Source organism: Arthrobacter sp. 260, from assembly GCF_013116745.1.
GTDB lineage: Bacteria > Actinomycetota > Actinomycetes > Actinomycetales > Micrococcaceae > Arthrobacter_D.
Map to the genome: position 1 here is coordinate 1 of NZ_JABFOE010000016.1, position 22,862 is coordinate 22,862.

At 65.8% G+C, this 22,862-nt stretch carries 21 protein-coding genes; 7 read left to right on the top strand and 14 right to left on the bottom strand.

Annotated elements, in window-relative coordinates:
• Both HMI57_RS15630 and HMI57_RS15635 read left to right on the top strand, forming a co-directional pair.
• On the top strand, nt 1-1,363 hold a 1,363-nt coding region (locus HMI57_RS15630), incomplete at its 5' end, for a DUF349 domain-containing protein (protein ID WP_171586935.1).
• Between the two features lie 90 nt (nt 1,364-1,453).
• Complete coding sequence (locus HMI57_RS15635) at nt 1,454-2,095, top strand: hypothetical protein (protein WP_171586936.1); 642 nt, start codon at nt 1,454-1,456, stop codon at nt 2,093-2,095.
• Here the strand turns inward: HMI57_RS15635 and HMI57_RS15640 are convergent.
• From HMI57_RS15640 to pdxT, 9 genes are all read right to left on the bottom strand, one after another.
• Entirely contained in the window at nt 2,092-4,341 is a 2,250-nt protein-coding gene (locus HMI57_RS15640) for a bifunctional (p)ppGpp synthetase/guanosine-3',5'-bis(diphosphate) 3'-pyrophosphohydrolase (RefSeq protein WP_171587009.1), read from the bottom strand. The genes HMI57_RS15635 and HMI57_RS15640 overlap by 4 nt on opposite strands.
• A gap of 397 nt (nt 4,342-4,738) precedes the next feature.
• Nucleotides 4,739-5,749: a protein translocase subunit SecF gene (secF, locus tag HMI57_RS15645; protein WP_171586937.1), complete on the bottom strand. Its 1,011-nt coding sequence runs from the start codon at nt 5,747-5,749 to the stop codon at nt 4,739-4,741.
• On the bottom strand, nt 5,750-7,486 hold the full coding sequence (gene secD, locus HMI57_RS15650) for a protein translocase subunit SecD (RefSeq protein WP_171586938.1): 1,737 nt from the start codon (nt 7,484-7,486) through the stop codon (nt 5,750-5,752).
• Between the two features lie 86 nt (nt 7,487-7,572).
• Nucleotides 7,573-8,124, bottom strand: a complete 552-nt coding sequence (locus HMI57_RS15655; protein ID WP_346655238.1) for a preprotein translocase subunit YajC — start codon at nt 8,122-8,124, stop codon at nt 7,573-7,575.
• A gap of 106 nt (nt 8,125-8,230) precedes the next feature.
• Complete coding sequence (gene ruvB, locus HMI57_RS15660; protein ID WP_171586940.1) at nt 8,231-9,370, bottom strand: Holliday junction branch migration DNA helicase RuvB; 1,140 nt, start codon at nt 9,368-9,370, stop codon at nt 8,231-8,233.
• Nucleotides 9,370-9,996, bottom strand: a complete 627-nt coding sequence (gene ruvA, locus HMI57_RS15665; protein ID WP_171586941.1) for a Holliday junction branch migration protein RuvA — start codon at nt 9,994-9,996, stop codon at nt 9,370-9,372. The genes ruvB and ruvA overlap by 1 nt, the downstream gene beginning before the upstream one ends.
• Before the next feature lie 105 nt (nt 9,997-10,101).
• Nucleotides 10,102-10,674: a crossover junction endodeoxyribonuclease RuvC gene (gene ruvC, locus HMI57_RS15670; RefSeq protein WP_171586942.1), complete on the bottom strand. Its 573-nt coding sequence runs from the start codon at nt 10,672-10,674 to the stop codon at nt 10,102-10,104.
• Nucleotides 10,675-10,723: 49 nt separating this feature from the next.
• Nucleotides 10,724-11,482, bottom strand: a complete 759-nt coding sequence (locus HMI57_RS15675) for a YebC/PmpR family DNA-binding transcriptional regulator (RefSeq protein ID WP_171586943.1) — start codon at nt 11,480-11,482, stop codon at nt 10,724-10,726.
• Nucleotides 11,466-12,182, bottom strand: a complete 717-nt coding sequence (gene pdxT, locus HMI57_RS15680) for a pyridoxal 5'-phosphate synthase glutaminase subunit PdxT (protein ID WP_171586944.1) — start codon at nt 12,180-12,182, stop codon at nt 11,466-11,468. Before pdxT ends, HMI57_RS15675 begins: the two co-directional genes overlap by 17 nt.
• 69 nt (nt 12,183-12,251) lie before the next feature.
• Here pdxT and HMI57_RS15685 point away from each other — a divergent pair, with 69 nt between their 5' ends.
• The gene (locus HMI57_RS15685; RefSeq protein ID WP_171586945.1) at nt 12,252-13,523 is read left to right on the top strand and encodes a Mur ligase family protein; all 1,272 of its coding nucleotides are present in this window, start codon (nt 12,252-12,254) and stop codon (nt 13,521-13,523) included.
• On the top strand, nt 13,523-14,245 hold the full coding sequence (locus HMI57_RS15690; protein WP_171586946.1) for a glutamine amidotransferase: 723 nt from the start codon (nt 13,523-13,525) through the stop codon (nt 14,243-14,245). Before HMI57_RS15685 ends, HMI57_RS15690 begins: the two co-directional genes overlap by 1 nt.
• Before the next feature lie 44 nt (nt 14,246-14,289).
• Here HMI57_RS15690 and HMI57_RS15695 read toward each other — a convergent pair whose 3' ends face one another.
• The gene (locus HMI57_RS15695; RefSeq protein WP_346655239.1) at nt 14,290-15,306 is read right to left on the bottom strand and encodes a CapA family protein; all 1,017 of its coding nucleotides are present in this window, start codon (nt 15,304-15,306) and stop codon (nt 14,290-14,292) included.
• On the opposite strand from HMI57_RS15695, the gene HMI57_RS19610 reads away from it, so the two are divergent.
• From HMI57_RS19610 to HMI57_RS15705, 3 genes are all read left to right on the top strand, one after another.
• A complete protein-coding gene (locus HMI57_RS19610) occupies nt 15,296-15,586 on the top strand; it encodes a hypothetical protein (protein ID WP_346655240.1) in 291 nt (96 codons plus the stop codon). The genes HMI57_RS15695 and HMI57_RS19610 overlap by 11 nt on opposite strands.
• A gap of 94 nt (nt 15,587-15,680) precedes the next feature.
• The gene (locus HMI57_RS15700; RefSeq protein ID WP_171586947.1) at nt 15,681-17,690 is read left to right on the top strand and encodes a M3 family metallopeptidase; all 2,010 of its coding nucleotides are present in this window, start codon (nt 15,681-15,683) and stop codon (nt 17,688-17,690) included.
• A gap of 6 nt (nt 17,691-17,696) precedes the next feature.
• Nucleotides 17,697-18,407 (top strand): GNAT family N-acetyltransferase, encoded by a 711-nt coding sequence (locus HMI57_RS15705; RefSeq protein WP_171586948.1) that lies wholly within the window; start codon nt 17,697-17,699, stop codon nt 18,405-18,407.
• A 76-nt stretch (nt 18,408-18,483) separates the two neighbouring features.
• On the opposite strand, the gene pdxS is transcribed toward HMI57_RS15705, so the two are convergent.
• The 4 genes from pdxS to thrS all read right to left on the bottom strand — a co-directional run bounded on the left by pdxS (nt 18,484) and on the right by thrS (nt 22,781).
• The gene (gene pdxS, locus HMI57_RS15710; RefSeq protein ID WP_171586949.1) at nt 18,484-19,398 is read right to left on the bottom strand and encodes a pyridoxal 5'-phosphate synthase lyase subunit PdxS; all 915 of its coding nucleotides are present in this window, start codon (nt 19,396-19,398) and stop codon (nt 18,484-18,486) included.
• Between the two features lie 68 nt (nt 19,399-19,466).
• On the bottom strand, nt 19,467-20,087 hold the full coding sequence (gene pgsA, locus HMI57_RS15715) for a phosphatidylinositol phosphate synthase (protein ID WP_171586950.1): 621 nt from the start codon (nt 20,085-20,087) through the stop codon (nt 19,467-19,469).
• Nucleotides 20,077-20,760 (bottom strand): HIT domain-containing protein, encoded by a 684-nt coding sequence (locus HMI57_RS15720; RefSeq protein WP_171586951.1) that lies wholly within the window; start codon nt 20,758-20,760, stop codon nt 20,077-20,079. Before HMI57_RS15720 ends, pgsA begins: the two co-directional genes overlap by 11 nt.
• A gap of 5 nt (nt 20,761-20,765) precedes the next feature.
• Entirely contained in the window at nt 20,766-22,781 is a 2,016-nt protein-coding gene (gene thrS / locus HMI57_RS15725; protein ID WP_171586952.1) for a threonine--tRNA ligase, read from the bottom strand.
• Nucleotides 22,782-22,862: the final 81 nt, after the last annotated feature.

Here is a 22,862-nt window from a genome sequence, read left to right on the forward strand (position 1 = left end):
CCCCCACCCCAGTGCCACCCCGAGCCCCGCTGCGATGGCGCAGCGTTCGGGCGCGAAGCCTGGCGGGAAGCCCAGCGCAGCGGTCGCCGCTCCGCCGTCGCACAGCACTCCCCTGAGCGAGGCCGCCAAATTTGCCCGCGTCGAGGACGACGGCCACGTGTTCCTGATCGTCAACGGCGAGGAGCACGCCGTCGGCCAGTACCCCGACGCGTCGAAGGATGAAGCCCTCGCCTACTTCGTGCGCAAGTACGACGACGTCGCCAGCCAGATCGCGCTGCTTGAGCAGCGAGTGCATGCCAAGGCCCCCTCGTCCGACATGCAGAAGACCGCGGACCACCTGCGGGAACAGGTCGCCGAGAAGAAGATTGTCGGCGACGTGCTGGCCCTCGAAGCACGCCTCGATGCGCTGACCGGCCTGATCGCCGAACTGGAAGCCGCCGAAAAGGCCGAACAGGACGCCGTGAAGGCAGCCGAGCTGGCTGCCCGTGAGGCGATCGTCGCGGAAGCCGAGGAAATCGCCGGCCGCGATCCGTCCACTGTGCAGTGGAAAGCCAGCAGCACCCGGATGAACGAGCTGTTCGAGACCTGGAAGGCCGCGCAGAAGAACGGCGTCCGGTTGGGTCGCGGTACCGAGGACGGGCTCTGGAAGCGCTTCCGCGCGGCACGCACCATCTTCGACCGCCACCGCCGCGCCTACTTCTCCCAGCTGGACACCGACAACGCGTCGGCCAAGCAGGCCAAGGAATCACTCATCCAGCAGGCAGAGGCGCTGTCCACCTCCACCGACTGGGGCCACACCGCCGGCGAGTACCGCAGGCTCATGGACGAGTGGAAGGCTTCCAAACGGGCCAGCCGCAAGGACGACGACGCCCTGTGGGCACGGTTCCGTGCCGCCCAGGACAAATTCTTCACCGCCCGGAAGGCAACCAACGAGGCGATTGACGAGGAATACGGAGCTAACCTCGTGGTCAAGGAGGCGCTGCTCGTTGAGGCGCGCCAGCTGTTGCCCATCAAGAATCTTGCGGCAGCCAAGAAGACTCTCCAGTCGATCCGCGACCGGTGGGAAGAAGCTGGCAAGGTGCCACGCGCAGACATGGGCCGGATCGAAGCCGGCATCCGGGAAGTGGAGGACGCGGTCAAGGCCGCCGACGACGCCCACTGGGAGCGGACCAACCCTGAGACCCAGGCCCGCACCAACAGTGCCCTGAGCCAGCTTGAGTCGACCATCGCAGCACTCCAGGAGGACCTGGACGCGGCGGAGAAGGCGGGCGACGCCAGGCGTATCGCTGCCGCCAAGGAAGCACTCGCCGCCCGCCAGCAGTGGATGGAGATGCTGCGCAAGTCGGCGCAGGACTTCTCCTAGACCGTTCTGACGATTGCCCCGACCCCCGAGTTATCCACATCCGGGGGTCGGGGCTTTCGTATTGCCGGGCCGTTCGGGATGCTTGGGTCCATGGCGTTCGCGCAGCTTGGCACCGCCCCCGGACCGGAGTCCGGGGTGCCGGTGAACTCGACCGGTGGCGTGCTCTTCCGCGCCGACGATATCTTCAGTAGCGCGGAGTTACAGGCCATGCGCATCGACGGCCTGGTGCACCGGGTGTGTGGTCAGTCGTATGCCCGCGCCGACCATCGCCTCGACCCGGCCTCCAGAGCGCAGTCCGCAATACTGTGTGTCCCGGGACCGCTACGGTCCAAGGTGGTTCTGGCCCGCCAGAGTGCCGCCTGGGTTTACGGTTGCTCGGCCCTGCCTGCCACTGTCATCCTGGTGACAGACCACCGGCGCCGAACCACCGCGCTGCCGCCCTTCAGCGACGCCCTCATGCATCAGGTGGCGCTGGGGCCCTGTGATGTGCGGCTGATCGGCGGTGTGGGGGTGACCTCCCCACTCCGGACCGCACTGGATATTGCGGTCCACGGGGACGACGCGTGGACGGTTCCCACACTCGTCCGGCTGGCCACCCTGCCAGGGCTCAACTGCGACCTGCGGTTGGTGGTGACAGCTATCGAAGCCGCACGCCGCGTCCCCGGGAAAAACCGGGCACTGGCCCGGATGCAGTCAGCGATGCATCAGGTGGACGCCGCGCGCCCGGCCTAAAGGCGGCGTTGCGCCCCGGTGGTCCGGTACACGTCAAACACGCCGTCGATCCGTCGGACGGCGTTGAGAATGTGGGTCAGGTACTTCGGGTCGCCCATTTCGAAAGCAAACCGGGACATTGCCACCCGGTCCGTCGACGTGTTGACGCTCGCCGCGAGAATGTTCACGTGGTTCTCCGAGAGGACCCGGGTGACATCGGAGAGCAGGCTCTTCCGGTCCAGCGCCTCGACCTGGATTTCCACCAGGAACACGCTGGACTGGGTGGGGGCCCACTCGACCTCGACGATGCGGTCCGGCTGGTCTCGGAGCTCCTCGACGTTCCGGCAGTCATTGCGGTGAACAGACACCCCCGAACCGCGGGTAACAAAGCCAATGATCGGGTCCGGCGGGACGGGCGTGCAACAGCGGGCGATCTTCACCCACACGTCGCCTACGCCGCGAACAGTCACCCCGGAGTCGGAGAACTTGGGACGGCGGGGGCTGGTGGCGACAGCGGTCTCCGCGATGCTCTCTTCGGCTCCCTCGTTCCCACCCATCAGGGCCACAAGGTGCTCGATCACGTTCTGGGCCGAGGAGTGCCCATCCCCGACGGCGGCATACAGCGCGGCAATGTCGGCGTGCCGCAGGTCCTGCGCCACTGCCATCAGGGCGTCGTGGGTCATCATCCGCTGCAGCGGCAGGTTCTGCTTCCGCATGGCGCGGGTGAGCAACTCCTTGCCCTTCTCAATGGCTTCCTCGCGGCGCTCCTTGGTGAACCACTGCCTGATCTTGTTCCGCGCCCGGGGGCTCTTGACGAACCCCTGCCAGTCCTGGCTGGGTCCGGCACCTTCAGCCTTCGAGGTGAAAATCTCCACCCAGTCACCGTGATTGAGTTCGCTGTTCAGCGGGATGAGTTTGCCGTTGACCCGGGCACCGATGGTCCGGTGCCCCACCTCGGTGTGCACCGCATAGGCGAAGTCGACCGGTGTCGACCCGGCGGGCAACGCCATCACCTCGCCCTTGGGGGTGAACACGAATACCTCGCGGGCATTGATCTCGAACCGCAGCGAATCGAGGAACTCGTCAGGATCGGAGGTCTCCTGCTGCCAGTCGACGAGACTGCGCAGCCACCCCATATCGCTGTTGTCCGGGCCATCCCCGCCCTTCGCGCCGTTACCCTTGTACTTCCAGTGGGCGGCGACGCCATACTCGGCGCGGCGGTGCATGTCGTGGGTGCGGATCTGGATCTCCACCGGACGCCCACCCGGCCCAATCACCGTGGTGTGCAGCGACTGGTACATGTTGAACTTGGGCATCGCTATGTAGTCTTTGAACCGGCCGGGCAGCGGATTCCAGCGGGCGTGGAGCTGGCCCAGGGTGGCGTAGCAGTCCCTGACGCTGTCCACGAGCACCCGGATACCCATCAGGTCATGGATGTCGTCGAAGTCCTTGCCGCGGACAATCATCTTTTGGTAGATCGAGTAGTAGTGCTTGGGCCGGCCGGTGATCGTGGCCTTGATCTTGACCGACTTCAGGTCCTCGCCGATCTGGCTGCGCACCACGGCCAGGTGCTTTTCCCGCTCCGGGGTGCGGTCGCCGACCATCCTGACGATCTCTTCGTACACCTTCGGGTGCAGTGCCGCGAAGGACAGGTCCTCCAGCTCCCACTTGATCGTGTTCATGCCCAGGCGGTGTGCCAGGGGCGCAAAGATCTCGAGAGTTTCGCGGGCCTTCCGTGCCGAGGACTCCGGTGAAACGAAACGCCAGGTCCTCGCGTTGTGGAGCCGGTCGGCGAGCTTGATCACCAGGACCCGGATGTCCTTCGCCATGGCCACGACCATCTTGCGGACCGTCTCCGCCTGGGCCGCATCGCCGAACGACACCTTGTCGAGCTTGGTGACGCCGTCAACGAGCATCGCCACTTCGGGACCGAAGTCCCGTTTGATGTCGTCAAGGGTGCACGCCGTGTCCTCGACCGTGTCGTGCAGCAGGGCAGCGGCGAGGGTGGTACCCGTCATGCCCAATTCGGCAAGGATGGTTGCGACGGCCACCGGGTGGGTGATGTAGGGGTCACCGCTCTTGCGCTTCTGTCCCTCGTGGCTGTGTTCGGCGACGAGGTAGGCCCGCTGGATGAGGTCAAGGTCCTCTTTGGGGTTGTTCGCCCGGACGGTGCGCAGCAATGGTTCGAGCACCGGAGAGTATCCGCTCGACGCCCTGCCGGTCAGGCGGGCCAGCCGGGACCTGGTCCTGACCTTCCGCTCCGGCAATCCGCTGTGGTCAGCACTGGCAGCCGACGGCGCGGATCCTGACGAGGCAACCGCCACGTCACGGGTCCGGACCGGGGATGCTGCCACGGGTGGGGTGGGAACCTGTGCGAGCTGGGCAGTCGATGGGCGCGTGGTTGAACCGGCGCGCTCCACACTGCCATCAGTGTCGGGCCGCTCTGCTGGACCACTGGCATCTGCCACGTACTACCCCGATTCCTCAACCGTGAAACGGCTGAAAAGAATTACACCATGCTTGTTCTTCGGCATGCACATTTAAGTCTAGACGTGCAAACCAAACCGTGCTGAAACGGTTCTCCACAGGCGTACTACCACGTGCCAGAAATGGAAGTGTCCCGGACCACTCCGGGTCCGGGACACTTCCTTCAGTTGCTGAAAATCAGGTGGTGGCGACGGCGTCCGCAGCCTCCACCGACCGGCGGTGGAGCACTCGCTTTTCCTGCCGTTTGATGTCGGGCTCCCGCATCCGTAGCCACGCGTACATTGGTGCGGCAATGAACAGGGTGCCGATGGTGCCGATGATAATGCCGATGAACAGCGCCAGCGACAGGTCCCGCAGGGTACCGGCGCCCAGGAGCAGCGCACCGATGAAGAGGATCGACGCAACAGGAAGCACAGCGACAACCGACGTATTGATGGATCGCACGAGGGTCTGGTTGACCGCCAGATTCACCTGTTCACTGAAGGTCCGCTTCGTCGACACATCGAGGTCGGCGGTATTCTCCTTGATCTTGTCGAAGACCACCACCGTGTCGTACAGCGCGTAGCTCAGCACCGTCAGGAAGCCGATCATCGCCGACGGCGTGACCTCGAAGTCGCTGAGGGAATACAGCCCGGCCGTCACGGTCATCACCACCACCAGGCCGATCAGTGCTGCCGCTGACATCTTCCAGGTCCTGAAGTACAGGGCCATCAGGATGGCCGCCAACCCGATGAAGACCACCAGGCCGATCAGTGCCTGCCGGCTGACGTCCTCGCCCCAGGTCGGTCCAACGAAGTTGGTGGTCACCTCTTCCGCGGTGACGTCGTAGGCGCTGATCAGTGCATCGCGGACGCTGAGCGTCTCGTCGTCGGACAGCCGCTCGGTCTGGATCCGCATGGTCTGCGGGGCGATATTGGTGACACTCGGGACTGCGTCGGGGACCACGCTGGTGACCGCCTGCTCGCCGAGCGTGATGTCAGTGTTCTCAACGCTGGAGACAGTGAACTCGGACCCGCCACGGAAGTCGATCCCCAGGTTGAACCCGCCCTTGACGATCGGAATGATGATCGAGACCAGGACGGCAACAGCCGCAATGGTGAACCACAGATTGCGCTTCCCTACGAAGGGGTAGGAGCGTTTGCCCGAATAGAGGTCGTTGCCGAACCTGGCGAAACTATTGCCCCGCATTTACTTTTCCTCCTGATCGGTACCATTGCTGCGCGCGGCGTGGGCTTTTTGTTCAGCCAGCCGCCGTTCGGCAATGGTCGTGCGGCGGGCGATTTCACCTGACACAGCTTTGTTCTTGGTGCGCGGTGCGGCCGACTCCGGTGTTGCGGAGGGCATCCGGATGCGTCCGGCACCGCGGTACAGGGGCATGACGCCCAGCTTCTTCGGGTCGACGCCGGAGAAGCGGTGCCCCTCGCCGAAGAATTTGGTCATCGCCAGGAGGCGCATAACGGGGTGGGTGAAGAGGAAGACCACAATGAGGTCGGCGATCGCTGTCAGCCCGAGGGTGAAAGCGAACCCGCGAACGTTGCCGACGGCCACGAAGTACAGCACGACGGCGGCGAGGAGGCTGACGGCCTTTGATGCCAGCACTGTGCTCTTGGCCCGGCGCCACCCGTTCTCGACGGCTGAGACCAGCCCCCGACCGTCCCGGAGCTCGTCGCGGATTCGCTCGAAGTAGACGATGAAGGAGTCGGCGGTCTGCCCGATGGCGACGATCAGGCCGGCGACACCGGCAAGGGAAAGCCGGTAGTTTTCGGTCCAGCCGAGGATGCAGATGGCCAGGTAGGTCAGCAGGCCGGCGACGACGAGGGAGGTGATGGTGACCAGGCCGAGCATCCGGTACTGCAGCAGCGAATAGCCTGCGACCAGGATGAGGCCGATGACACCGGCGATGAGGCCCAGGCGCAGCTGGTCCGCGCCCAGGGTTGCGGAGATCTGCTGCTCGCTCTGGATCTCGAAGCTGATCGGCAGTGCGCCGTACTTCAGCTGCTCGGCCAGGGCTGCGGCGGATTCCTCGGTGAAGCTGCCGCTGATCGAGGGGCGACCGTCGGGAATGACCGCGTTGGTGGTCGGAGCCGAGATGATCGTGCCGTCCAGCACGATGGCGAACTGGTTCCGGGGGTCTCCCTGTCCGAAGGCGAATAGCCGTTCGGTCACCTCGCGGAAGGTCTCGCTGCCCTCGGCGTTGAACTGGATGTTGACGGCCCAGGTGTTCAGCGACTGACCCTGAGCGCCGCGCTGCATGCCGAAGTCCGCGGAGTCGATGTCCGTTCCAGGTACTTCGACGGGACCAAGGATGTATTTACCCTGCGTGTTCGGCTCGCAGGCCACCATCGGCTGATCAGCAGGTGCGGGCTCTTCGGCTGGTTCAAGCGCCTCGGGAGAGGTGCAGTCCAGGGCCTCGAACTCGGAGAAGATGTCGGCGGTGATCCAGTTCGGATCGCTCGCGTCAGTGGGCTCGGCGGTCGGTGTCGGGAGCTCCTCCTCGGGGGTGGGCTCCTCGGCGGCGGGCGCCTGGCCCGGGCCGCCGAACAGCACCGGACGGAATTCCATCTGCGCCGAGGCCTGGATGAGCTCGCGGGTTTCAGCGTCGGGGATGCCGGGGAGAGACACGATCACGTTGCGGCCGGACTGGGTGTTGATCTCGGCTTCGGCCACGCCGCTGCCGTCCACACGCTGCCGGATGATTTCCACCGCCTGGTCCAGCTGCTCTTCCGTGATGGAGTCGCTGCCACCCTGGACCTGCGGTGCCAGGATCATCTGGGTGCCACCCTCCAGGTCGAGAGCCAGCTTGGGGCTCCAGCTCGCGGTGCCCCAGATGGACCCGCTGCCCAGGAGAACTGCGAGTAATGCAAACATAACGCCGAGCCAAACGAGTGTCCGTTTCGCTGCCGTGCCTGGGCCGGTACGAGGCATGTGGAATTTCCTTTTATCGAAAGAGCGCGCTGTGTACTGCTGGTGGGGGTGGGGCTGTCACCGGATCCCGGCCGCCCCACCCGGCGCTAGTTGTCCTTGTTGTCCCGGGTGTTGTCCCGCTTGCTGTCATAGTCCAGACGGAGATCGTCGTCCGCACGGGCGTCGAGACGCTCCGTACCGGACTCGGCGGGGAGTACCCCGTCCTTGCTCGGCTGGTCCTGGCCGTCGACGGTGGCGGTCCGGGTATCGGTGACAGGGCTGTCGGCGGTGGGGCTGGTCAGCGATGAGGCGTCGTCGGGAACGGCTGGGGTATCGTCGTCGTCCTCGGCGGGCTCAGGCTGGACCACCTTGGTGAGGGTCTGCATGTGCACGGTGGCGGTGGCGCCGGGGCCGAGCTCCAGCACCGCCTTGTTGTTCTCCACATCGAGGGAGAGCACAGTGCCGAACAGGCCGAAGTTGGTCATTACTTCGGTGCCGGGAACCATCTGGGTGCGCTGTTCCTTGATGGTCTTCTGGGTCTTCCGCTGCCTCCGGAACATCATGAAGATCAATGCTCCGAGCGCCAGCGGCAAAAGAAGGCTGAAAATATCAAAGCCTTGCTCTGGGGCGGCAGTCTGGGCTAATAAGGTTGAGAACACAGAGTAATTCCGTTTCTATATCTTGGGATCCGCACGCACCTGACGTGCCGCACGTCATATCAGTGTAAAGGGAAACGGGATTGTCCGCGTCCTTGCGGCTCGCCTATCAGTCGGTATTGACCCATTCCGTTATCTCACCGTTGCCACCAACGAGGGTGTCATCGGAGAGTGTTTCCTCGGACAGGACGGCGAAGAGATCGTCCGGCATCGCGGCTGCGACGGTGGCTGGCATGACGAGGCCCAGATGGTCCCAGGCGGCCCGGGTGGCGATCCGTCCGCGGGGCGTGCGCCCCAGCATCCCCTCCCGGACCAGGTAGGGTTCTGCGACCGTCTCCACCGTCTCGGGTTCCTCGCCGACGGCGATGGCCAGGGTGGATAGTCCCACCGGGCCGCCGTTGAACTTGGTGATCAGGGCAGTCAGTACGGCCCGGTCCAGGCGGTCCAGGCCCTTCGCGTCGACCTCGTACATGTCCAGGGCTGCCCCGGCGCAGCGGGCGTCGATCAGGTCCACCCCGTGGACGAGCGCCCAGTCACGGACCCGGCGCAGCAGCCGGTTCGCGATACGGGGGGTCCCGCGGGACCGGCCGGCGATCTCGGAGAACGCCGCCGAATTGACCTTCATATCCATGAGCATGGCCGACCGACGGAGCACCAGCTCAAGTTCCTCGGTCGAGTAGAACTCCAGGTGCCCGGTGAAACCGAACCGGTCGCGCAGCGGTCCGGGCAGCAGCCCGGCGCGGGTGGTGGCGCCGACCAGGGTGAAGGGCGGCAGGTCCAGCGGGATGGCCGTCGCCCCGGGCCCCTTGCCGACGATGATGTCGACCCTGAAGTCCTCCATCGCCATGTAGAGCATTTCCTCCGCCGGTCGGGACATCCGGTGGATCTCGTCGAGGAAGAGGACTTCGCCGTCGGTGAGGGAGGAGAGGATGGCGGCAAGATCACCGGCATGCTGGATCGCCGGTCCGGAACTGATCCGCAGTGGTGCGTTCATTTCGGCGGCGATGATCATGGCGAGGGTGGTCTTGCCCAGCCCCGGGGGGCCCGAGAGCAGGACGTGGTCGGCCGTCCGGCCGCGAAGCCGGGATGCCTCCAGCACCAGGGACAGCTGACGGCGGACCCGCTGCTGGCCCACAAAGTCGTCGAGGTTCTTGGGCCGGAGCGCAGCCTCAACCGCCCGGTCCTCGGGGTCGCCGGCGGGTGAAACCACTGGGGTCTCCTCCCCCGCTGCTGCGTCGTCGCGCGCCATCAGCTCACCCGGCTCCGGGCGGAGGCTCGGGCGCCGTCCTGGCCGAGACGGCGAAGCGTGAGCTTCAGGATGGCTCCCACGTCGCCGGTGGCGGCTATCTCGGGCGCCTCTGCGGTCGCTGCATCAATGGCGACGCCCGCATCCTTCTCGGACCAGCCCAGACCCATCATCGCCGTCAGCACCTGACCCTGCCAGGCGTTCTTCGGGGTTCCACCGGTAGTGCCGAGGGGAACGAGTTTGTCCGCCAGTTCGAGCACGATTCGCCGGGCGCCCTTCGGGCCGATTCCCGGTACCTTGCTGAACGCCTTGTCATCTCCGGAGGAGGCAGCCACCCGGATGGCCTCGGGGGTATGCACGGCCAGGACGGCGAGGGCCAGGCGGGGGCCGACGCCGCTGACGCCAAGCAGGGTCTCAAACACCTCGCGCTGGTCGGCCTCCTCGAACCCGAACAGGGTCATCGAGTCCTCACGGACAATCATCGCGGTGAAGACCTGCGCCTCCTGCCCCGTACGCAGGGTGGCGAGGGTCTGCGGGGTGGCCAGGATCTGCATGCCGAACCCATTGACATCCAGCACTGCCGAGTTGAGGCCAACGTGGGCAACCGTGCCGCGGAGGGAACTGATCATGCGAGCTACTCCAAAATTTCTATCCGAACATATCTACGAACAGCGTACCGGTATCAACGCTCGTTGACCCGTGCGCCACACCGTTAACGACGGTGTACGGCGGGGCTAGCGCCGTCGTCGGGCCTTGGCTTCGGCCTCAGCCCAGATCCGCTGGGCCGCCGTGGCGGTGCCACCGCTGGCCGAGGCCCGGTTCGCTGCAACACCCTGCCGCCAGGCGTGGGTGATGGTCAGGGCGAGGGCGTCGGCGGCGTCGGCCGGCTTGGGCGCCGTGTCCAGCCGCAGAATCTTGGTGACCATCTTGGTGACCGCTACCTTGTCGGACTGGCCGTTGCCGGTGACGGCGGCTTTCACCTCGGTGGGCGTGTGGAGGGCTACCGGGATGCCGCGGCGTGCGGCGGCGACGATCACCACCCCTGATGCCTGGGCGGTGCCCATCACCGTGCTCACGTTGAGCTGGCTGAACACCCGTTCGACGGCGAGCACGTCGGGTGAATGGGTGTCGAGCCACTCATCGACGGCGTCGGAGATGACGAGCAGCCGCTGGTCGAGGTCCTGGCCCGCCGGTGTGCCGACCACCCCCACGGCGACGAGCGATGACCGCCGGTTGGGCTCGATGTCGACCACCGCCAGGCCACAGCGGGTCAGGCCCGGGTCCACCCCCATCACGCGCAGGGTCATCGGATGGCCCGGCGGTGAGGGGGCTGGAGGGGAAGGGTAGCCACTGGGCTTAGTCGTCGCCGTCCAGCTCGGCCAGTACCTCGTCGGAGAGGTCGGCGTTGGAATATACGTTCTGGACGTCGTCCAGGTCTTCGAGCGCGTCGACCAGGCGGATGAACTTGCGCGCGCCGTCGGCGTCGAGTTCCACCTGCATGGAGGGCACAAACTCGGCCTCGTCGGTGTAGTAGTCGATTCCGGCCTCCTCAAGGCCGGCGACGACGGCCCGGAGGTCCTGCGGTTCAGAGATGACCTCGAAACGCCCGCCGGTTTCCTTGACTTCCTCGGCGCCGGCGTCGAGCACGGCGAGCAGCAGGTCATCCTCAGTGAGCTCGTTGGCCGGGAGGGTGACCACACCCTTACGGGTGAACAGGTAGGACACCGACCCCGGGTCGGCCATCGAGCCACCGTTGCGGGTGACACCCAGGCGGACCTCCGAGGCGGCACGGTTCTTGTTGTCGGTGAGGCACTCGATCAGCAGTGCCGAACCCTGCGGCCCGCGGGCCTCATACATGATGGTCTGGTATTCGACGGCGTCGCCAAGCAGCCCGGCGCCGCGCTTCACGGCGCGGTTGATGTTGTCGATCGGCACAGAGGTCTTCTTGGCCTTCTGCACGGCGAGTTCCAGGCCGGGGTTACCGGCCATGTCGGCGCCGCCAGCTCGCGCGGCCACCTCGATGTTCTTGATCAGCTTGGCAAAGGATTTGGCCCGCTTCGCATCAATCGCGGCCTTCTTGTGTTTGGTGGTTGCCCATTTAGAGTGCCCCGACATGATCTACCGTTCTCCTTACGATCATCTGCATAAACAATTCGTGTATCCGCCGCTCCCCGGTTACCTCGGGATGAAAGCTGGTGGCGAGCAGGTTCCCCGACCGCACCGCAACAATCCTAGCGACCCGGCCCGCATCCGGCTGCGGCGCGTCACTGGCAACAGCCTGCGCCGGTACCTGCGCAAGCACCTCGACCGACTCCCCGACCCGCTCCACCCAGGGCGCACGGATGAACACGGCCCGCACCGGCGGCACCTCCCCCGACGACGACGGCGCCAGGCCGGCAAACTCGAGATCCGTTTCGAAGGAGTCCCGCTGGCGGCCGAAAGCGTTCCGGCGGACGACGATGTCGAGACCGCCCAGCGTCTGCTGTGGCCTGCCCTGCAGGTCGGTGGCGGGGTCGGCGATGGCATCGGCGAGCATGATCATCCCGGCGCAGGATCCGTAGACCGGGAGCCCCGACGCGATGAGTTCCTGCAGCGGTCCGGCCAGGTCAAAGGCCCGGGTGAGCTTGTCGATCGCCGTCGATTCGCCGCCCGGGATGATGAGGCCGTCGATCCCGGCCAGCTCGCCGGGCCGGCGAATCGCGCTGGCCCGCCCGCCGAGGGACTCGATGGTGCGGATGTGTTCCCGCACGTCACCCTGGACAGCCAGCACGCCAACATGCACGCCGGAGGGGGCGGGTACGGGGTAAGTGGTCATTGATCCATTCTAGGTTGGGCGGGCCAGCCAGCGATAAACCGGAGCCCGGACTGCGATAAGTTAGGTTCCATGTTTCCCTTCAGTGTGCTGGTCGGTAAGGCCGTGCGCCGCATTTCGCGGTTGCGTGGCGGAGGCTCGGCGCTGCCGGGCCTGGTCGTCGAGAAGATCGATCCGGGGTTCATGGGCCGCGCCCTGACCGGCCTGCCCCACGGTGTGGTGGTCATCAGCGGAACCAACGGGAAGACCACCACCACCAAGATGGTCGTGGAACTCCTCCAGGGCCAGGGCCTGACCGTCTTCACCAACCGCACCGGCAGCAACTTCACCCGCGGAGTGGCCGCCGCGCTGCTCGGCGAGGTGAACTGGCGGGGCCGGCTCAAGGCCGACATCGCGGTCCTCGAGCTCGACGAGGCGCACGCGGTCCACTTCGTGAAACTGGTCCCGCCCACCCACTGCCTGCTGCTGAACGTGTTGCGCGATCAGCTGGACCGTTTCGGCGAAATCGACCAGACCACCCGTCTCCTGGAACAGATCGCCGCGAAGACCACCGGTACAGTGGTGCTCAACCGTGAGGACCCCCGCGTCGCCGGGATCGCGTCGACAGTCCACGACGCCGAGATCACCTACTTCGGGCTCGACGCGTCGCTGCGCAGCACCTTTCCCAACGACGACGAGCTGCGCGGGGATATCGGTGTCGCTCCCCCGTCGAGCCTCCCCGCCGATGTGATCCTCGAACACGTCGATGGGAACACGGCAATGTTCCTGACCGACGGCGAATCGACGAGCGTCGACCTGCGGCTCCGCGGGGTCTACAACATCTTCAATGCGGCCGCGGCGCTGGCCATGGCGCGTACCGTTCTCGGCGGGGCCATCAACCGTGCCGCCCTGTTCGCCTCCCTCGCCACCGTCGAGCCCGCCTTCGGCCGCGGTGAATCCCTCGTGGTGGACGGCAAGCCGCTCGAACTGGTGCTGGTGAAGAACCCGAGCGGGTTCCGGCTCGGGCTGAAGTCCTTCGACGCCGCCGGGTACGCCACCATGATCGCCATCAACGACAACTACGCCGACGGCCGGGACATGTCCTGGCTCTGGGACGTCGACTTCGATTCCCTCGGACTGGCCGGGGTGGACATGGTTAGCGGTGTCCGGGCCTATGACATGGCGCTGCGGCTCAAGTACGACGACGTCGACGTCCGCGCCGTCGAACCCGACACGACCGCGGCGTTGAAGGCGTTCATCAGCGCCACCCATGACCAGCCCAAGCGGATTTTCTGCACCTACACCGCGATGCTCGCGGTCCGCCGGGACCTCTCCAAGATCACGACAGTCGAGGTGGTTTCCTGATGTCCAAAGGCACCCTGAACATCCTGCAGCTCTACCCCCGCGAAATGAACATCTATGGCGACTGGGGCAACGTCCTGGTGCTGAAACAGCGGCTGGCCTGGCACGGGTACACGGCGAACATCCTTGAGCACAGCGCCGGGGACACCTTTCCCGAAGACATTGACCTGATCATCGGGGGCGGCGGGCAGGACAGCGGCCAGCTGGTCATCCAGCAGGATCTGCAGGCCATCGCTCCGAAGCTGCGGGAACTCGCCGAGGATGGCCTGCCGATGCTCGTCATCTGCGGGCTTTACCAGCTGTTCGGCAACTTCTTCAAGACCCACGACGGCACGGTCATCCCCGGCATCGGGATTCTCGATCTGGAAACCCACGGCACCAATGAGCGCCTGATCGGGAACGTGGTCGCGGACAGCGAGGAGTTCGGCGAGATCCACGGGTACGAGAACCACAGTGGCCAGACCCGGCTGGGTCCCGGCGTCCGTCCACTGGGTACGGTCACCAAGGGTGCCGGCAACAACTCCCAGGACGGCCACGAGGGCGCACGCCACCTGAATGTTGTCGCGAGCTACCTGCACGGCTCGCTGCTGCCGAAGAACCCGGCCATTGCCGACTTCCTGCTGAGGAAGGCCGCCGAGCGTAAGTTCGGCGCATTCGAGCCAGCGGACCTCGACGACAGCCTCGCTGACCTGGCGCGCCGCCATGCGGGGGCCCGCCCCCGCTAGGGAAAGCCCCCCGGCTCCGGGCTGGCTATCCCCAGCCGTACCGCTCACTGGTCGTCGCTGAGGTCCCAGAGGTGGGCGCCGTCGTCGACAGCGCCGAACGTGTCGACCACCTGCGCGATCCGTCCGCTGACCTCCGCCTCACGGTCGGCAGCAGTGCAGGTCCCGGCGGGCTGGTCCGGGGCCAGCGCGCACCAGCGGTACGGGTCGGCGACGATGATGGAGGGCACCCAGGCGAGGTCGCTGACCGTCCAGTCGCCGCCGTCGTCCTGGGCGAACTGGGCCCTCACCATCAGGCCCTCGTTGTTCACCGCGTAGGTTGGGGACAGTTCACTGACGCCGTTGCCCAGGCCGTAGACAATCCAGGTGTCGTTGTACTTCTCGATCGGCAGCACCGAATGGGTGTGGTGGCCGTAGATGAAGTCGACCTCCCCACTGTCGGCGAGGGCGTGGGCCACCTCCACCTGCTGTGCGTTGGGCACTGTCGCGTATTCATCGCCTGCGTGGATGACAGCGATGACGACGTCGGCGCCTTCGTCCCTGGCCTGCCTGGCCTTCTCAGTCATCACAGCGGCGTCGATGAGGTCCACCTGCCACGGCTGCTCGGGGATCAGCCCGTTCAGGCCATAGGTCGCCTGGATCACCGCCACCCGTGCCGCGGGGGTCTCAAGGATCATGACGTCACCTGAAGACTCCTCATCGGCGTAGGAGCCAGTGTGTTCCAGGCCCAGTCCGTCCAGGACGTCGAGGGTGCGGTTCAGCCCCTCGGTTCCGGCGTCGATCGTGTGGTTGCTCGCGGTGGTGCAGGCGTCGTAGCCGACGTCGCGGGCAGCGTCGAGGATCTGCGGGGGAACATTGAACTGGGGGTAGCCGCTGAACGGGCCCTCTGGTAACGCCACCGGCGTTTCCATGTGGCAGATTCCCAGATCGGCCCGGTCCAGATACCCGCGCTGCCCCGCGAGCAGCGGCTCGAAGTCGAGGTCCCCCGTGCCGGCCGCCTCCCCGTCGGCGGCGGCCTGCTCCCACAGTCCGGGGTGGATCAGCAAGTCACCGGTGGCGGCCACGCTGAAACACCTGTCCGCGTCACACGGCGGCCCCTCGCCCGGCGTGGGCTCAGGTGTTGTGGGTTCCGCGGTCGCGGTGTCGGTGGCCGGTGATGGGGCCGGCTCACCTGTGGCCGCTGGCTCGCTTGCAGCGGACGCAGTCGTCGGCGCCTGTCCGTCGGGGGTCGGGCTCTCCCCCGGCGCCGAGCAGCTACTGAGCAGCCCGATAGCCAGCACTGCTCCTGCCAAACTGGTCAAAGTTGCCCGCACGGCTGACCCCCTCGTCGATGTTCCCCCATGATAGGCCCCGCCGTGCGATCCGGGCCCCGCCGCGCGCCGAAGCTGATTCGCGGGTTGCTGGAGTGCCCGCCCGCCATGTGTAAGGGTTAGTTGTTATGAGCAACCCTTTCCTTGCCCCCAGTACCCTGCCGTACCATCTCCCGCCCTTTGGCCTGGTCCAGGATGACCACTACCTGCCAGCCTTCGAGGCGGGGTTCGCCGAGCATCTAGCGGAAATCGAGTCGATCGTCTCCTCGCCGGAGCCAGCGTCCTTTCAGAACACAGTTGTTGCCCTCGAACGTGCCGGGTCCACCCTCCGGCGGGTGGCGCTGACGTTTTACAACAGCTCCTCCGCGCACTCCACGCCCGCTATTCAGGCGCTGGAGACTGAGATCTTTCCCCGCTACGCCGAGCACGAGGACAACATTTCCCTGAACCGGGGCCTCTTCGACAGGATCAAGGCAGTGCCGACCGACGGCCTGGACGCCGAGTCCACGCGGCTGGTCGAGGAGTACATCAAGCGGTTCATCCGCGCCGGTGCCCAGCTCGATGACGACGCCCAGGGCAAGCTGCGGGCACTGAACACCGAACTCTCCCAGCTCAGCACCGACTTCCAGCAGCGGCTGCTCCGGGACACGAACAACTCGGCGCTCCTGGTCGACACGGCTGAGGAGCTCGCCGGCCTGTCGGCTGACGACATCGGATCGGCCGCTGCTGCAGCCGAATCCGCTGGCCACCCGGGGAAGTTCCTGCTCACCCTGATCCTGCCCACGGCGCAGCCGGCGATGGAGACCCTGACCAACCGGGCTACCCGACAGCGGCTGCACGAGGCCTCAGTCAACCGCGGATTCGCCGACAACGAGAACCGGACCCTCGGCATTGCCGCCCGGATGGCCGAGCTGCGCGCCAACCGCGCCGCACTGCTGGGGTTCGACAGCCACGCCGCTGCCGCTACCGACGACCAGACGGCCCCGTCGCTTGACGCCATCCACCAGATGCTGGGCCAGCTGGCTCCCGCGGCGGTCCGCAACGCGCGGGCCGAGGCAGTGGACCTTGAAGCCGCCGCTGGCCATCCGATCGAAGCCTGGGACTGGGCGTACTACTCAGAGAAGGTGCGTGCCGACAAGTTCGACGTCGACCTGTCCGCCCTGCGCCCCTACTTCGAACTGGAGCGGGTGCTGCAGGACGGCATCTTCTTCGCCGCGAACAAACTCTACGGCCTGACCTTTTCCGAGCGGTCCGACCTTGAGGGCTACCACCCCGAGGTGCGGGTCTGGGAGGTCAGGGACGCCGACGGCGGGGAACTGGGACTGTTCCTCGGCGACTACTACACCCGGGACACCAAAAACGGCGGCGCCTGGATGAACTCCTTCGTCGAGCAGTCGACACTCACCGGCACGCACGTCGTCGTCGTGAATAACCTGAACATCCCCAAGCCGCCCGCCGGCGAACCCACCCTCCTGACGTTCGACCAGGTGGTGACCACGTTCCACGAGTTTGGGCATGCCCTTCACGGCCTGTTCTCGTCGGTCACCTACCCGACCTTCTCCGGGACTTCAGTGCCGCGGGACTTCGTCGAGTACCCGTCACAGGTGAATGAGATGTGGATCCTGTGGCCGGAGGTGGTGGCCAACTACGCCAGGCACTACCAGACGGGTGAGCCGCTGCCGGCCGGGACCGTCGAGAAGCTGCTCGCCGCCCAGACCTGGGGTGAAGGCTTCGCGACGACCGAGTATCTGGGGGCTGCGCTGCTGGACCTGGCCTGGCACGCGATCCCGGCGGGGACCACCGTCGAGGACCCGGTGGAGTTCGAACGGGAGGCGCTGACCAAGGCCGGCCTCGACTTCGCCCCCGTACCGCCGCGCTACCGGACGGGCTATTTCAAGCACATCTTCGCCGGAGGCTACTCGGCCGCGTACTACGCGTACATCTGGAGCGAAGTGCTTGACGCTGACACCGTCGAGTGGTTCAAGTCCTCCGGTGGCCTTACCCGCGAGAATGGTGACCACTTCAGGACCGAGCTGCTGTCGCGCGGCAACAGCATTGACCCGCTGCAGGCGTTCCGCAACTTCCGTGGCCGCGACGCCCTGATTGATCCGCTGCTCACCCGTCGCGGGCTGGCCTAGGAACCCATGGTCACCATCGCGGCGTGCCAGCGCCTGCAACGATCCTGGTTCGCTGCGGTGTCCTCGGCCACGGGCGGGCGCATGTTCACCACCCACGGCTCGGAGTGGGTCTGGCTTCCGGCGCGCCGGGAACTGATCCTGCTCTTTCCGCTGGAAATCTCGCCGGCCGGGATCCGGCCAGCCCTCGCCGAGGCGACCCGGCTGGGCGCCCACCGGGTGGGCGTCTGGCTGGGCGGTGGGGTCAATGGGTCACCCCTGACCGGGCTGGGTTTCAGCCCAGGGTGGCAGCCCTGGTGGATGGCCGCCAGTGTGGAGGATCCGGCCGGGTACGACGACGCCGCCGCGACTCTCACAACCGAGGTCCCCGACTACCGGGGGCCATTGCTGCAGGAGCTGCGGGTGGTGAGGTCCCAGCCGCGTCAGGCGTGGCACGCGGAGGCGAGGGTGGACGGCTCCATTGCGGGGGCCGGGTACTCGTTCTACCCGTCCGGGGTGTCGGGGCTGAAGGGACTGGGCGGCATCTTCAACATGGAGGTGCTGCCGGACTACCAGCGGCGGGGCCTGGGGACTGCGCTGCTGAGCCGGTTGAGCAGTGCTGCTGCCGCTTCGGGCGCCGAGAACCTCGCGTTGAACGCGACACCGCAGGGGTTTGAGCTGTATTCGCGCCGGGGATTTGAGTTGATCGGCCGGGGCCAGACGTACTGGCTGGAACTCTAGTTCCGGGCCCCAGCACACAAAAATGCGGACCACCCCGAAGGGCGGTCCGCATTTTTTTGTAATGGTGGGTGAACTGCTACCAGCCGCGCTCTGCGAGACGGTGCGGCTCGGGGATTTCGTCGACGTTGATACCGACCATCGCTTCGCCGAGGCCACGGGAGACCTTGGCGATCATGTCGGGGTCGTCGTGGAAGGTGGTCGCCTTCACGATGGCTGCCGCGCGCTCCGCCGGGTTGCCGGACTTGAAGATGCCGGAGCCCACGAAGACGCCGTCGGCGCCGAGCTGCATCATCATTGCGGCGTCGGACGGGGTGGCGATGCCGCCGGCGGTGAAAAGCACCACCGGAAGCTTGCCGGTGCGGGCAACCTCCTTGACCAGGTCAAAGGGTGCCTGCAGTTCCTTGGCGGCCACGTACAGTTCGTCCTCGGCCATCGAGGAGAGGCGCAGGATCTCGGAACGGATCTTCCGCATGTGCATGGTGGCGTTCGAGACGTCACCGGTGCCGGCCTCGCCCTTGGACCTGATCATCGCTGCACCCTCGTTGAGGCGGCGCAGCGCCTCGCCCAGGTTCGTGGCACCGCAGACGAAGGGAACAGTGAACTTCCACTTGTCGATGTGGTTGGCGTAGTCGGCCGGGGTCAGTACCTCGGACTCGTCGATGTAGTCGACGCCGAGGGACTGGAGCACCTGCGCCTCAACGAAGTGGCCGATCCGGGCCTTGGCCATCACCGGGATGGAGACGGCCTCGATGATGCTGTCGATCATGTCCGGGTCGCTCATCCGTGACACGCCGCCCTGCGCCCTGATATCGGCTGGTACGCGCTCGAGTGCCATAACGGCGACGGCGCCGGCATCTTCAGCGATGCGCGCCTGCTCGGCCGTGACAACGTCCATGATGACGCCGCCCTTGAGCATTTCAGCCATGCCGCGCTTGACCCGGCTGCTGCCGGTCACGGGCGCGGTTGTCGAAGTTTCTTCAACGGTGGACACAATTCGCCCCTAAGTTAGGTAAAAAGATAACAATTAATAATACGCCCGCGAAAGACCGGGATCTGCCGCTAGTGGCTTCCGCTGGAGGCCATCGCCTGTTTGTGGACCGCCGCTACCCGCTGAATGACCGTGGCAGTGCTGGCCAGGGCCAGCAGGATCAGTACCGTGAGCAGCACCACCTCGGGCAGCCCCAACCCGGTCAGGCCAGTCACCACCAGCACCGACACCAGCCGTTCGGCCCGTTCGGCGATCCCCACATTGGCCGTGAAGCCCAGCGATTCAGCCTTCGCCCGCGCATAGGACACGAGCATCCCGAGGACTAGGCACGCCAGCGCGGCAATCGCGATGGGGGTGTTGTCACCGTCGCCGAAGAACCAGATGGCCACCCCGGCGAACAGGGCGCCGTCGGCGATCCGGTCGAGGGTGGAATCGAGGAAGTTTCCCCAGCTCCCTACCGCGCCCTTGATGCGTGCCATGATGCCGTCCACCAGGTCGGAGAACACGAACACCGTGATGAACACGGTGCCCCAGAACAGCTCGCCCATCGGGTAGAACACCAGCGCGCCGACGGCGACACCGAGAGTACCGACGATGGTCACGGCGTCAGGCGAGACACCCCACTTGAGGAGGAGCTTCGCCAGGGGGCTGAACAGCGACGTGAAGAACCTCCGCGCATACTTATTGAGCATCGTCGCCACCGGCCTGCCGGGTCTTCTCCCCTGACGGAGCTGCATCGGATGACGGACCTGCATCGGACGGCGCGGCACCTGACGGCTGCGGCCAGGCGTCAGCCATCTGGGTCCGCACCTCGTCGAGGGTCTGCGTGATCGCCTTGGTCTGCGCGATGATCGGCAGGAAGTTGCCGTCGCCACCCCAGCGCGGCACCACATGCTGGTGCAGGTGCGCTGCGATTCCAGCGCCGCCGGTCACACCCTGGTTCATGCCGAGATTGAACCCGGTGGGCTTGGCAACCTCCCGCAGCACGCGCATCGCCGTCTGGGTGAGCTCGGCGATCTCGACCGTCTCGGCGGCGTCGACGTCGGTGTAGTCGGGAACGTGGCGGTACGGGCAGACCAGCAGGTGACCCGGGTTGTACGGGAAGAGGTTGAGGATCACATAGGCATGGGTGCCGCGGTGCACGATGAGGGATTCCTCGTCGCTACGGGATGGCGCCACACAGAACGGGCAGTCCTTGTCCTTGAACTGGGATTGCCCGCCCTTGATGTAGGCCATCCGGTGCGGAGTCCACAGGCGCTGAAAAGCGTCGGGCACCCCGGCAAGCTCGAAGTCGTCCCTCACGTCGTCGTCGCCAGGATAATGCCCGTCGGCGTTCGCCCCGTCAGCCCCCGTAGTACCCTCCATACGTTTTACTTATCCCGATTCCGGACGGCCTCGACGATGCGCCGGACTGCCTCGTCGACCGGCACCTGGTTGTCCTGGCTGCCATCGCGGAACCTGAACGATACTGCTCCGGCGTCCTGGTCGTCGCCGCCAGCGATCAGGACGAAGGGAACCTTCTCCTTGCTCGCGGTGCGGATCTTCTTCGGGAAACGGTCAGTGCCGATGTCCACCTGGGCACGGATGCCCTCGGCCTTGAGCTTGTCCACGACGTCGAACAGGTACTCGTTGAAGGCCTCGGCGACCGGAATGGCCAGCACCTGAACGGGCGCAAGCCAGGCCGGGAACGCACCGGCGTAGTGCTCGGTGAGCACCCCCATGAACCGTTCAATCGAGCCGAACAATGCACGGTGGATCATGACCGGGCGTTGACGGGTACCATCGGCGGCCTGATACTCCAGTTCGAACCGTTCCGGCAGGTTGAAGTCCAGCTGGATGGTGGACATCTGCCAGGTGCGGCCGATGGCGTCGCGGGCCTGGACAGAGATCTTGGGACCGTAGAACGCGGCTCCGCCCGGATCGGGACGCAGTTCGAGCCCCGAGGCTTCGCCCACCTCGGCGAGGGTCCGGGTTGCCTCGTCCCAGATCTCATCCGAGCCCACCGACTTTTCGGGGTTCTTGGTGGAGAGCTCCAGGTAGAAATCGTCCAGGCCGTAGTCCTTGAGCAGGCCCAGCACGAAGTTCAGCGTCTCGGTGAGCTCATCCTTCATCTGCTCGCGGGTGCAGTAGATGTGGGCGTCGTCCTGGGTCATGCCGCGCACCCGGGTCAGCCCGTGCACCACGCCTGACTTTTCGTACCGGTAGACGGATCCGAACTCGAACATGCGCAGCGGCAGTTCGCGGTAGGACCGGCCCCGGGACTTGAAGATCAGGTTGTGCATGGGGCAGTTCATCGGCTTGAGGTAGTAGTCCTGGCCCGGCTTGCGCACGGTGCCGTCCTCATTGAGTTCCTCGTCGACATGCATCGCCGGGAACATGCCGTCGCGGTACCAGTCCAGGTGGCCCGACACCTCGTAGAGGTGGCCCTTCGTGATGTGGGGCGTGTAGACGAACTCGTAGCCGGCGTCGACGTGGCGCTGGCGTGAGTAGTCTTCCATCGCCTTGCGGATGATTCCGCCCTTGGGGTGGAACACGGGCAGGCCCGAGCCCAGCTCGTCGGGGAAGGAGAACAGGTCCAGTTCGGTGCCGAGCTTGCGGTGGTCGCGGCGCTCGGCTTCAGCGATGCGCTCCTGGTAGGCCTTGAGTTCGTCCTTGGTGGGCCAGGCAGTGCCGTAGATGCGCTGCAGCTGTGGGTTCTTTTCGCTGCCGCGCCAGTAGGCGGCGGCTGAGCGGGTCAGAGCGTAGGCGTTGGAGATGAGCTTGGTGTTGGGCAGGTGCGGGCCGCGGCATAGGTCTTTCCAGACGACGTCGCCACTCTTGCGGTCGATGTTGTCGTAAATGGTCAGTTCGCCGGCACCGACCTCGACTGAGGCGCCGTCGTCGTCAGTGATGTCTCCCGAACCGCCCTTGAGACCGATGAGTTCCAGCTTGTAGGGCTCGTCAGCCATCGCTTCGCGGGCTTCGGCCTCGGTCGCGACGCGGCGGACGAACAGCTGGTTGCTGTTGACGATCTTCAGCATCATCTTTTCGAGCTGCTTCAGGTCTTCGGGGGTGAAGGGGGTCTCGACGTCGAAGTCGAAGTAGAAGCCGTCGGTGATGTACGGGCCGATGCCCAGTTTGGCGCCGGGACGCAGCTGCTGCACTGCCTGAGCCATGACGTGCGCCGCCGAGTGGCGCAACACTTCCAGGCCCTCGGGCGAGCCGATGGTGATTGGCTCGACCTTGGCACCGGCGGGGATGGGCTGATCCAGGTCCACCAATTCGCCGTCAACACGGACGACAACTACATCGCGGCGGTCGGCGAACAGGTCAACGCCGGTAGTGCCCGTAGTCACCTGGTGCTCTTCGCCGTCGACGAGGAGGGTGATAAGGGAAGGCGCTGACACAGTGGTCTCCTAGCAAAGGTGGTGCGGTGGGTTAACTCTCTGATGGTATCCGCTGCGCCTGAAGCGACCAACAACCCGGCC

Bases quoted from the DNA above. Each gene is read 5' to 3' on its own strand.
- HMI57_RS15635 (WP_171586936.1), top strand. From the start codon at position 1,454: ATGGCGTTCGCGCAGCTTGGCACCGCCCCCGGACCGGAGTCCGGGGTG.
- secF (WP_171586937.1), bottom strand. From the start codon at position 5,749: ATGCGGGGCAATAGTTTCGCCAGGTTCGGCAACGACCTCTATTCGGGC.
- secD (WP_171586938.1), bottom strand. From the start codon at position 7,486: ATGCCTCGTACCGGCCCAGGCACGGCAGCGAAACGGACACTCGTTTGG.
- ruvB (WP_171586940.1), bottom strand. From the start codon at position 9,370: ATGGCGCGCGACGACGCAGCAGCGGGGGAGGAGACCCCAGTGGTTTCA.
- ruvA (WP_171586941.1), bottom strand. From the start codon at position 9,996: ATGATCAGTTCCCTCCGCGGCACGGTTGCCCACGTTGGCCTCAACTCG.
- ruvC (WP_171586942.1), bottom strand. From the start codon at position 10,674: ATGACCCTGCGCGTGATGGGGGTGGACCCGGGCCTGACCCGCTGTGGC.
- HMI57_RS15675 (WP_171586943.1), bottom strand. From the start codon at position 11,482: ATGTCGGGGCACTCTAAATGGGCAACCACCAAACACAAGAAGGCCGCG.
- pdxT (WP_171586944.1), bottom strand. From the start codon at position 12,182: ATGACCACTTACCCCGTACCCGCCCCCTCCGGCGTGCATGTTGGCGTG.
- HMI57_RS15685 (WP_171586945.1), top strand. From the start codon at position 12,252: ATGTTTCCCTTCAGTGTGCTGGTCGGTAAGGCCGTGCGCCGCATTTCG.
- HMI57_RS15690 (WP_171586946.1), top strand. From the start codon at position 13,523: ATGTCCAAAGGCACCCTGAACATCCTGCAGCTCTACCCCCGCGAAATG.
- HMI57_RS15700 (WP_171586947.1), top strand. From the start codon at position 15,681: ATGAGCAACCCTTTCCTTGCCCCCAGTACCCTGCCGTACCATCTCCCG.
- HMI57_RS15705 (WP_171586948.1), top strand. From the start codon at position 17,697: ATGGTCACCATCGCGGCGTGCCAGCGCCTGCAACGATCCTGGTTCGCT.
- pgsA (WP_171586950.1), bottom strand. From the start codon at position 20,087: ATGCTCAATAAGTATGCGCGGAGGTTCTTCACGTCGCTGTTCAGCCCC.
- HMI57_RS15720 (WP_171586951.1), bottom strand. From the start codon at position 20,760: ATGGAGGGTACTACGGGGGCTGACGGGGCGAACGCCGACGGGCATTAT.